Genomic DNA, 10,801 nt, shown 5'->3' on the forward strand with positions numbered 1-10,801 from the left:
TTGAAATACCAGTCTGGTCGTGCTGGATGTCTAACCTCGGTCCGTGATCCGGATCAGGGACAGTGTCTGATGGGTAGTTTAACTGGGGCGGTTGCCTCCTAAAGAGTAACGGAGGCGCCCAAAGGTTCCCTCAGCCTGGTTGGCAATCAGGTGTTGAGTGTAAGTGCACAAGGGAGCTTGACTGTGAGACCGACGGGTCGAGCAGGGACGAAAGTCGGGACTAGTGATCCGGCGGTGGCTTGTGGAAGCGCCGTCGCTCAACGGATAAAAGGTACCCCGGGGATAACAGGCTGATCTTCCCCAAGAGTCCATATCGACGGGATGGTTTGGCACCTCGATGTCGGCTCGTCGCATCCTGGGGCTGGAGTCGGTCCCAAGGGTTGGGCTGTTCGCCCATTAAAGCGGTACGCGAGCTGGGTTTAGAACGTCGTGAGACAGTTCGGTCCCTATCCGCTGTGCGCGTAGGAATATTGAGAAGGGCTGTCCCTAGTACGAGAGGACCGGGACGGACGAACCTCTGGTGTGCCAGTTGTCCTGCCAAGGGCATGGCTGGTTGGCTACGTTCGGGAGGGATAACCGCTGAAAGCATCTAAGCGGGAAGCCTGCTTCGAGATGAGTATTCCCACCTCCTTGAGAGGGTAAGGCTCCCAGTAGACGACTGGGTTGATAGGCCAGATATGGAAGCCCGGTAACGGGTGGAGTTGACTGGTACTAATAGGCCGAGGGCTTGTCCTCAGTTGCTCGCGTCCACTGTGTTGGTTCTGAAACCACGAACAGCACCCATGTCCCCTGAACGGGCATGGTCTGGCTGACAGTTTCATAGTGTTTCGGTGGTCATAGCGTGAGGGAAACGCCCGGTTACATTCCGAACCCGGAAGCTAAGCCTCACAGCGCCGATGGTACTGCAGGGGGGACCCTGTGGGAGAGTAGGACGCCGCCGAACTCCTTTTACAGCTCCGGCTCTTGGGCATAACCGCCCGAGGGCCGGAGCTTTTTTGCGTTGGGGTAAGGTCATGAGGAATTGTTGGCACGTTTCGTAACAGGAGGCCCCCGGGTGGAGGTCCAGGAGACCCGCGTCCAGACAGACCGGGTCCTCACCATCCCCAACATCCTCAGCATGGCAAGGCTCGCCGGCGTACCGCTGTTCCTGTGGTTGATCCTCAGGCCGGAGTTCGGCGGTCCGAAGAGCGACGGCTGGGCACTTCTGGTCCTGGCGCTCAGCGGGGTCAGCGACTATCTGGACGGCAAGCTCGCCCGGCGCTGGAATCAGATCAGCAGTCTCGGCCGGGTGCTCGATCCCGCGGCCGACCGGCTCTATGTCCTTTCCACGCTGCTCGGTCTCACCTGGCGGGAGATCCTCCCGCTCTGGCTGACCGCGCTTCTGCTGGCGCGTGAGCTGATGCTGCTCGTGATGGTGGGCATCCTTCGTCGGCACGGCTATCCGCCGCCGCAGGTGAACTTCCTCGGGAAGGCCGCCACGTTCAACCTCATGTACGCGTTCCCGCTGCTTCTGCTCAGTGACGGAACCGGTTGGATCGCGTCACTCGCCGCCATTTTCGGATGGGCGTTCGCAGGGTGGGGTACAACCCTGTACTGGTGGGCAGGAGTGCTCTACGTGGTTCAGGTCCGCCGTCTGGTGCGCGCGGATGCCATGGCCGATTGAGCCCGGGCGGCGCTGCCCGGAGGCGATGCTTCCGTAACGCTTCGATGGCCCGCGAGGGAAAAGTGCGGGACAATCTGGACGGGTGAAGTCGGCTGGACCGTCATCTCTTGAGGAGGACGCTTCCGACATGAAGGCCGTCGTGATGGCTGGTGGCGAAGGCACACGCCTGCGCCCGATGACCTCTAGCATGCCCAAGCCGCTCCTGCCGGTGGTGAATCGCCCGATCATGGAGCACGTGCTGAGGCTGCTCAAAAGGCATGGACTCAACGAGACCGTCGTGACCGTCCAGTTCCTGGCGTCGCTCGTCAAGAACTATTTCGGTGATGGCGAAGAACTCGGCATGGAGCTGACCTATGCCAACGAGGAGAAGCCACTCGGTACCGCCGGAAGCGTCAAGAACGCCGAGGAAGCGCTGAAGGACGATGCCTTCCTCGTGATCTCCGGTGATGCCCTCACGGACTTCGACCTCACCGATCTGATCAACTTCCACAAGGAGAAGGGCGCCCTGGTCACGGTCTGCCTGACCCGGGTGCCCAATCCGCTGGAGTTCGGCATCACCATCGTCGACGAGGAAGGCAAGGTCGAGCGTTTCCTCGAGAAGCCGACCTGGGGCCAGGTCTTCTCCGACACGGTGAACACGGGCATCTATGTGATGGAGCCCGAGGTGTTCGACTATGTCGAAGCGGATGTGTCCGTCGACTGGTCCGGCGATGTCTTCCCGCAGCTGATGAAGGAAGGCAAGCCCATCTACGGCTACATCGCCGAGGGCTACTGGGAGGACGTCGGCACCCACGAGAGCTATGTGAAGGCCCAGGCCGATGTCCTCGAGGGCAAGGTCGACGTCGACATCGACGGATTCGAGATCTCGCCCGGTGTGTGGGTGGCCGAGGGCGCGGAGGTGCACCCGGACGCGGTGCTGCGCGGGCCGCTGTACATCGGTGACTACGCCAAGGTCGAGGCGGGCGCGGAGCTCCGCGAGGACACCGTCGTCGGCTCCAACGTGGTCGTCAAGAGCGGTGCCTTCCTGCACAAGGCCGTCGTGGCCGACAACGTGTACATCGGGCACAACAGCAATCTGCGCGGCTGTGTGGTCGGCAAGAACACCGACATCATGCGGGCCGCCCGGATCGAGGACGGCGCGGTCATCGGTGACGAGTGCCTGATCGGCGAGGAGTCGATCATCCAGGGCAACGTCCGGGTGTACCCGTTCAAGACGATCGAGGCCGGTGCCTTCGTCAACACCTCGGTCATCTGGGAGTCCCGGGGCCAGGCGCATCTCTTCGGCGCCCGGGGCGTGACCGGCATCCTGAACGTCGAGATCACCCCTGAGCTGGCCGTGCGGCTGGCCGGTGCCTACGCGACGACCCTGAAGAAGGGCGCCACGGTCACCACGGCCCGCGACCACTCCCGGGGTGCCCGTGCGCTCAAGCGGGCGGTCATCTCGGCGCTCCAGGCCAGCGCCATCGACGTACGCGACCTGGAGAACGTGCCGTTGCCCGTGGCGCGGCAGCAGACCGCGCGGGGCAGTGCGGGCGGGATTATGATCCGTACCTCGCCCGGTGTGCCGGACTCCGTGGACATCATGTTCTTCGACGGGCAGGGCGCGGATCTCTCCCAGGGCAGCCAGCGCAAGCTGGACCGGGTGTTCGCGCGCCAGGAGTACCGGCGGGCCTTCCCGGGCGAGATCGGTGACCTGTACTTCCCGTCGAGCGTCTTCGACTCGTACACCGGCTCGCTGCTGCGGAACGTCGACACGACGGGGATCGCGGAGGCCGGGCTCAAGGTCGTCGTGGACGCCTCCAACGGCAGCGCGGGGCTGGTGCTGCCCAGTCTGCTCGGCAAGCTCGGGGTGGACTCGCTGACCATCAACCCCGGTCTGGACGAGTCGAGACCGACCGAGACCGAGGAGATGCGCCGCCGGGGCCTGGAGCGGCTCGGCGAGATAGTGGCGTCCTCCGGGGCCGCGTTCGGCGTGCGGTTCGACCCGGTCGGTGAGCGGCTCTCGCTCGTGGACGAGAAGGGCCGGATCATCGAGGACGACCGGGCGCTCCTGGTCATGCTCGACCTGGTCGCGGCCGAGCGGCGCAGCGGCCGGGTGGCGCTGCCGGTGACCACGACCCGTATCGCGGAGCAGGTGGCCGCGTACCACGGCACCCAGGTCGAGTGGACGACCACGTCCCCGGACGACCTCACGCGCGTGGGCGGCGACGAGGGCACCATCTTCGGCGGCGACGGCAAGGGCGGCTTCATCGTCCCCGAGTTCAGCAGCGTCTACGACGGCACGGCCGCGTTCGTGCGGCTGATCGGTCTGGTCGCGCGGACGCAGCTCACGCTGAGCCAGATCGACGCGCGGATTCCGCGGGCGCATGTCCTCAAGCGGGACCTGGCGACCCCGTGGGCGGTCAAGGGCCTGGTCATGCGACGGGTCGTGGAGGCGGCCGGTGACCGGTTCGTGGACACGACGGACGGCGTGCGTGTGGTCGAGAGCGACGGGCGCTGGGTGATGGTGCTGCCCGACCCCGCCGAGGCCGTCACGCATCTGTGGGCGGAGGGCCCGGACGACGCCTCCGCGCAGGCACTGCTCGACGAGTGGTCGGCAGTGGTGGACAGCGCGGGCGGGTGATCCGGTAATACGGAGCATCGCGGGCCGTCGTCACACCGGCGACGGCCCGCGGACGTGTGTCCGCTTCGGCCCCCCGTGCGGGGTCCGGTCGCCGGGGTGGGGCCGTTCGAAAGCACCGTTCGCGGCATGGGACTATGTGCGACATGCCGCAGCAACCCCCCGTTCGGAGCAGCCCCACGCGGCCGAGGCGTCCGGACGCCTCCATGTCGTTGATCACCAACGTCATGGACCACAGCCTCGACGACGGGTACGCCGAGGCCGCTGCCCGCAAGGAGTCCACGGGCGAACGCGGGCTGCCGAAGACCCTGCGGGCCAAGCTGGGTCTTGCCGGGGGACTGGTTCTCGCGGCACTCGTGGTGACCGTGGGGGCCGCTCAGGCGCGTGTGGCGGCGCCGGTGGTGGCCAAGGAGCGCCAGGAGCTGATCGACCGCATCGACCGCGAGAACGCCGCCGCCGACCGTCTGGAGGCCGGCGTGGACAAGCTCCGGGACGATGTGAGCGCGCGCCAGCGGGCGGCGCTCAAGGAGACCGGGGGCAGTCAGGCCGACCTGATGGGTGTCCTGTCGGGTGCTACGGCGGTGCACGGGCCCGGGGTGCGGCTCGTGGTGAACGACGCCAAGGAGGCGAGTACCGGCGGGGACGCCACCAGCCCGCGTGAGGCCGCCGGGTTCTCCGACACGGGGCGGGTGCGCGACCGGGACATGCAGCGCGTGGTCAACGGGCTGTGGGAGTCCGGTGCCGAGGCTGTCTCCATCAACGGGCAGCGGCTGACCGCCCTGTCCGCGATCAGGAACGCGGGTGACGCGGTACTGGTCGACAACAGGCCGCTGGTGCCGCCGTACACGGTGCTTGCGGTGGGGGACGGGCAGCGGCTGGCCACCAGGTTCCAGAACACCGCCGACGGGCTGTATCTCCACGCCCTGAAGGACAACTTCGACATCCGTGTCTCCCTCTCCGTGGAGAAGGACGTCCGGTTGCCGTCCGCACCCAGTGTGATCGTACGCACAGCACAGCCGAACGCAGCACAGCCGAACGCAGAGAAGACTGAGAAGGGTACATCGTGATCGCCGTACTGGGCCTCGTCGTGGGAGTCGTGGCCGGCCTGTTGGTCCGGCCCGAGGTTCCGGCGGTCGTCGAGCCTTATCTGCCCATCGCCGTCGTGGCGGCGCTGGACGCCGTGTTCGGCGGTCTGCGGGCCATGCTCGACGGCATCTTCGACGACAAGGTCTTCGTGGTCTCGTTCCTGTCGAACGTCGTCGTGGCCGCCCTGATCGTGTTCCTGGGCGACAAGTTGGGCGTGGGCGCGCAGCTGTCGACCGGTGTCGTGGTGGTCCTCGGCATCCGTATCTTCTCCAACGCCGCGGCCATCCGCCGGCACGTCTTCCGGGCGTGAGCGCGATGAGCGACCAGGACGAGCGGCCGGAGAACCGGCTGCGCAGGGAACTGCCCGACGAGGTACCGGCGTCGGAGCGCGAGTCCACCGCGCCGAGCGAGCCGCGGCCTGAACCTCAGCGCGACACCGCGCCGAAGGCCGCCCCGCTGCCGGAGCCGGAGTCCGTGCCCGAGCCCGCCCCCGCTTCCGAGGACCACCCGGAGGCCGCCGAGCCCGTACCCACCGGGCGTCAGCGGCTGGCCGCCGGACTGTGGCCGCCGCGGCTGACCCGGGCCCAATTCATCGTCGCCCTGCTGCTGTTCGGGCTCGGATTCGGTCTGGCCGTGCAGGTGGCGTCCAACAGCGACAGCGACAGTGCGCTGCGCGGCGCGCGCCAGGAGGATCTCGTCCGCATCCTCGATGAACTGGACGACCGTACTCAGCGTCTTGAGGACGAGAAGCAAGGACTCGAGAAGCAGCGGGAGGAGTTGCAGAGCAGTTCCGACCAGGCGGCCGAGGCCCGCAAGCAGACCGCCGAGAAGGAGAAGCAACTCGGCATACTCGCGGGCACGGTGGCGGCTCAGGGGCCGGGCATCACCGTGACGGTCGACGATGCGAAGGGGACGGTCGAGTCGGACATGCTGCTCGACGCGATCCAGGAACTGCGCGCGGCCGGCGCGGAGGCGATAGAGATCAACGGCGTCCGCGTGGTGGCGAACACCTATCTCACCGACTCGGGCAAGACGGTCAGTGTCGACGGGAACAAGATCGACGCGCCGTATCGTTTCAAGGTCATCGGGAAGCCGCAGGACCTGGAGCCGGCGCTGAACATCCCGGGGGGCGTGGTGCAGACCTTCGAGAAGGAGCAGGCCACGGTGAGTGTCGAGCGGTCGAACAAGATCGTCGTGGATGCCTTGCGGCAAGCGAAGCAGCCTGACTACGCTCGGTCGTCCTCCCGGTGAACCGGTGGTGCATGGGCCGCGTCCGGCAGGGGCATGAGGTTGCGGGGGGTCGGCGCACCGAAGGGGTGGTGCGTGGTGGAAACTGTCTGGTGGATACGGACGTTGTGAAGATGTCCGGATCGGCCGGTGTCGGCAATCAGGGTTCGTCCTGCCCCACGGGCGGGTCTGTTTCGGTCAAGGGGAATCGCCCGTGAAGTTGTTTGGGAAGTTGTTCGGCAAGAGCGCGCGTGAGGGCAACGACAACGCGACGGCCCGTCATCGCGCACAGTCCGAAGAGGAAGGCCCCCGTCCGCTGTTCCGCGACGAGGTCGCTGGTCCGGCCGGTGGCAATTCGGGAGGCCAGGGCGCGGCGTCCGTTGACCCTGCCCGGTCCGGCGGCATAGGTTTCGGGCAACCGTCAACCTCAAGTGCGGGTGGAGGGTTTGCCTCCGACCCGTCCGCGTCCAACGCCCCCGGGGGGTCCATGTCGGTCCTGGAGTGTTCCAGGTGCGGGAACCGCAACGCGGAGAACGCCCGTTTCTGTTCCAACTGCGGTGCGCCGCTGCGTCCCGGCGCCACGCCGGAGCGTGCTTCGGAGACCACGTCGACGATCTCCATCTCCGGTCTCGAGGCGTACGACGCCGAGATGACCGGTCAGACGGCGGTCCCGATGCTGTCGCCCGAGGCGCAGGCGGCGGTCGACGCACTGCCGGTGGGCTCGGCCCTCCTGGTGGTGCGCCGGGGTCCGAACTCGGGCAGCCGCTTCCTGTTGGACAGTGACCTGACCACGGCAGGCCGTCATCCGCAGAGCGACATCTTCCTGGACGACGTGACGGTCTCGCGCCGTCACGTGGAGTTCCGGCGCGTTGCGGACGGGTCCTTCACGGTGGCGGACGTGGGCAGTCTGAACGGCACGTACGTCAACCGTGAGCGGATCGACGAGGTCCCGCTGGCGAACGGTGACGAGGTGCAGATCGGCAAGTACCGGCTCGTCTTCTACGCGAGCCGGCAGGGCGTCTGACCTCCCCCCGGGCACCCGTCCGGGGGAACCCCAGGGAAGGTCCATGCTTCAAACACCGAGCGGCGGTGCCGGAAGCGGTACCGCCGCCAGGGACAGTGAGCCGATGAGCATCGGCACCGTCCTGAACATGCTGCGCGACGAGTTCCCCGAAGTCACCATCTCCAAGATCCGTTTCCTGGAGTCGGAGGGCCTCGTCGAGCCGCGCCGGACCCCCTCGGGGTACCGCAAGTTCGGGGCGGACGACGTCGAGCGACTGGGCCACATCCTGAGAATGCAGCGGGACCACTATCTGCCGCTGAAGGTGATCCGGGAGCACCTGGACGCCATGGAGCGCGGTGAGGCGGTCCAGCTGCCCGTCGTAGGGCGTCAGCGCTCGGCGGAGGACGCGGCGGACGAGTCGTTCGAGGGGCCCACGGTGGCCCGGATCGGCCGGGCCGAGCTACTGGCGGCCGCCGACATCGACGAGGCCGAGCTGCGGGAGTGGGAGTCGTACGGGCTCATCGCCCCCCTGACGGACGGGGTCTACGACGCCGAGGCCGTCACCGTGGCCGCTCTCGTGGCCGAACTGGGCCGGTTCGGGATCGAGCCGCGCCATCTGCGGGTCATGAAGGCGGCGGCCGAGCGCGAGGCCGGTCTGGTGGACCAGCTGGTGGCCCCGCTCAAGCGCCACCGCAACCCGCAGACCCGGGCGCTCGCCGAGGCGCGTACGAAGGAGCTGGCGGCGCTCACCATGAAGCTGCACGCGGCTCTGGTGAAGTCCGCGCTCGGGGTCCGGCTGCCCTGATCCGGCGCCCCGGAGAGGGGACGGGATCGCCCGCCTGTTCCCGGCCCGACTACCCAAACGTCCCGGGCACGGCCTAGGGTTGCTGTGTGAACGAGCTCGATGTCGTAGGTGTCCGGGTCGAAATGCCCTCCAACCAACCGATCGTGCTCCTGCGCGAAGTGGGAGGCGACCGCTACCTCCCCATCTGGATCGGGCCCGGGGAGGCGACGGCGATCGCCTTCGCCCAGCAGGGCATGGCCCCCGCGCGGCCGCTGACGCACGACCTGTTCAAGGACGTGCTGGAGGCCGTCGGCCAGGAGCTGACCGAAGTGCGCATCACGGATCTGCGTGAGGGCGTCTTCTACGCGGAGCTGGTGTTCGCCAGCGGGGTCGAGGTGAGCGCGCGTCCGTCCGACGCCATAGCGCTGGCCCTGCGCACCGGCACGCCGATCTACGGGAGTGACGGGGTGCTCGACGATGCGGGCATCGCCATCCCGGACGAGCAGGAGGACGAGGTGGAGAAATTCCGCGAGTTCCTCGACCAGATCTCGCCCGAGGACTTCGGCACCAGCAGCCAGTGAGGCGCCGACGCCGGCCACGTGGTCAGGAGGCCACGGGGGCGGTCGTTGGCGCCCTGTCGTGCCGTCGCGGGCGGGGTCACGAGCGGGCAATTGCCAACGGCTCGTGAGAGCGTCCTACGACCCTTCGCGAGCGCATTCGGCTAGCCTTTCCCCGCGGTGGGACACGAGAAACCACTCTCAGGGTGATTATCACTCGGCGTGCCGAGTGTGGCGATCGTTGACGCACCCCTGGTGACTGCCTACCGTCGAGATGGCAGGTCAAGGACGGAGGTCGGCGTGAGAACCAGCGGCGACGGTACGGCTGGGGGCGCCCCCGGAAACGGGTTCGGGGCAAGCGGTCCGTACCCTCCCCCAAGCTCGCGGCTCCGCCCGAGCGGCGGATATCCCCAGCCCAGTGGCGGGGCCGAGCACGCCTCGCAGCGGCCGACGGCGGTGCCGGACGGCGAAGGGGCGGCGCCGGAGGCGTCCGAGGAGATCGGTTATCGCGGGCCCACGGCCTGCGCGGCGGCGGGCATCACCTATCGGCAGCTCGACTACTGGGCCCGCACCGGCCTGGTGGAGCCGAGCGTGCGCCCCGCCCACGGCTCGGGCACCCAGCGGCTGTACAGCTTCCGTGACGTGGTCGTCCTGAAGATCGTCAAGCGCTTCCTGGACACCGGTGTCTCGCTGCAGAACATCCGCTCGGCGGTACAGCACCTCAGGGACCGCGGCTTCAGGGACCTGGAGCGCATGACGCTGATGAGCGACGGCGCCACGGTCTACGAGTGCACCTCCCCGGACGAGGTCCACGCCCTGCTCCAGGGCGGCCAGGGCATCTTCGGCATCGCCGTCGGCGTGGTGTGGCGGGACGTGGAGAGCGCGCTGTCCCAGTTGCACGGCGAGCGCGTCGACACCGGCGAGACGCTGATCGGGCACAACCCCTCCGACGAACTGGCCAGGCGGCGCAACCGGGCCGTCTGAGCCCGCGGAAGCATCCCGGCGCCGGGGAGGTGACCGGCGTTGTCAGTGGTGTGGTGCACCATCGGACATGTGAGAGCCGCGCCGACGATCCTCCATCTCGACATGGACGCCTTCTACGCCTCGGTGGAGCAGGCGTCCAAGCCGAGCCTGCGCGGCAAGGCGGTCGTGGTCGGGGGGCTCGGGCCGCGCGGGGTGGTGGCGACCGCGTCGTACGAGGCACGGGTCTTCGGGGTGCACTCGGCGATGCCGACGGCCCAGGCGCGCAGACGGGCGCCGAACGCCGCGTACGTCACGCCCCGCTTCGCCCTCTACCGGTCGGTCAGCGAGCAGGTGATGGCCCTGCTGCGCGAGCTGTCGCCGCTGGTGGAGCCGCTGAGCCTGGACGAGGCGTTCGTGGATCTGGAGGCCGGGGGAACGGCCTGGGACGAGCCGTCGGCGCGTGCGGCCGGGGTCAGGCTGCGCGCCGACATCCGGGCGGTCACCGGACTGACCGGCTCGGTCGGGCTCGCCGCCTCCAAGATGCTCGCGAAGATCGCCTCCGAGCGGGCCAAGCCCGACGGACTGTGCCTCATAGAGCCCGGCACCGAGCGCGCCCTGCTGGGACCGATGCCGGTGCGGACCCTGCCCGGGGTCGGCCCGGCCACCGGCGACCATCTGCGCCGGGCCGGGATCACCACCGTGGACGAGCTGGCCGAGGCCGGTGAGGACGAGCTGGTCCGGCTGCTCGGCAAGGCGCACGGCCACGCGCTGTACGCCATGGCGCTGGCCCGTGACGACCGGCCCGTGGTGGCCGAGCGCGAGGCCAAGTCGGTCTCCGTCGAGGACACCTACGACGTCGACATCCACGACCGGCCGAGGATCGGCCTGGAGGTCCGGC

The 10,801-nt window shown here is 68.2% G+C and carries 10 protein-coding genes and 2 rRNA genes; all 12 read left to right on the forward strand.

Annotated elements, in window-relative coordinates; translation table 11 throughout:
* Window positions 1–735, forward strand: a 23S ribosomal RNA gene (locus tag GTW40_RS30095); the annotation flags it as partial.
* A gap of 91 nt (window positions 736–826) precedes the next feature.
* Window positions 827–943, forward strand: a 5S ribosomal RNA gene (gene rrf / locus GTW40_RS30100).
* A 111-nt stretch (window positions 944–1,054) separates the two neighbouring features.
* The gene (locus tag GTW40_RS30105; protein ID WP_161183299.1) at window positions 1,055–1,663 is read left to right on the forward strand and encodes a CDP-alcohol phosphatidyltransferase family protein; all 609 of its coding nucleotides are present in this window, start codon (window positions 1,055–1,057) and stop codon (window positions 1,661–1,663) included.
* A 127-nt stretch (window positions 1,664–1,790) separates the two neighbouring features.
* Window positions 1,791–4,286, forward strand: a complete 2,496-nt coding sequence (locus GTW40_RS30110; protein ID WP_161183300.1) for a mannose-1-phosphate guanyltransferase — start codon at window positions 1,791–1,793, stop codon at window positions 4,284–4,286.
* Between the two features lie 143 nt (window positions 4,287–4,429).
* Window positions 4,430–5,350: a DUF881 domain-containing protein gene (locus GTW40_RS30115; RefSeq protein ID WP_202486607.1), complete on the forward strand. Its 921-nt coding sequence runs from the start codon at window positions 4,430–4,432 to the stop codon at window positions 5,348–5,350.
* Window positions 5,347–5,679: a small basic family protein gene (locus GTW40_RS30120; RefSeq protein WP_003988855.1), complete on the forward strand. Its 333-nt coding sequence runs from the start codon at window positions 5,347–5,349 to the stop codon at window positions 5,677–5,679. Before GTW40_RS30115 ends, GTW40_RS30120 begins: the two co-directional genes overlap by 4 nt.
* 5 nt (window positions 5,680–5,684) lie before the next feature.
* Entirely contained in the window at window positions 5,685–6,620 is a 936-nt protein-coding gene (locus GTW40_RS30125) for a DUF881 domain-containing protein (protein ID WP_202486608.1), read from the forward strand.
* Window positions 6,621–6,702: 82 nt separating this feature from the next.
* A complete protein-coding gene (locus tag GTW40_RS30130; protein WP_161183306.1) occupies window positions 6,703–7,620 on the forward strand; it encodes an FHA domain-containing protein in 918 nt (305 codons plus the stop codon).
* 43 nt (window positions 7,621–7,663) lie between these two features.
* On the forward strand, window positions 7,664–8,404 hold the full coding sequence (locus tag GTW40_RS30135; RefSeq protein ID WP_161183302.1) for a MerR family transcriptional regulator: 741 nt from the start codon (window positions 7,664–7,666) through the stop codon (window positions 8,402–8,404).
* Window positions 8,405–8,490: 86 nt separating this feature from the next.
* Window positions 8,491–8,964 carry a bifunctional nuclease family protein gene (locus GTW40_RS30140; RefSeq protein ID WP_004002801.1) on the forward strand — a complete coding sequence of 158 codons (474 nt, stop codon included), beginning with the start codon at window positions 8,491–8,493 and terminating at the stop codon, window positions 8,962–8,964.
* Between the two features lie 276 nt (window positions 8,965–9,240).
* Complete coding sequence (locus tag GTW40_RS30145) at window positions 9,241–9,924, forward strand: MerR family transcriptional regulator (protein ID WP_161183303.1); 684 nt, start codon at window positions 9,241–9,243, stop codon at window positions 9,922–9,924.
* Window positions 9,925–9,993: 69 nt separating this feature from the next.
* Window positions 9,994–10,801: DNA polymerase IV (locus GTW40_RS30150; protein WP_161183304.1), on the forward strand; the 808-nt coding region annotated here is incomplete at its 3' end.

Source organism: Streptomyces sp. SID4985, from assembly GCF_009863025.1.
In the GTDB taxonomy this organism is placed as follows: Bacteria; Actinomycetota; Actinomycetes; order Streptomycetales; family Streptomycetaceae; genus Streptomyces.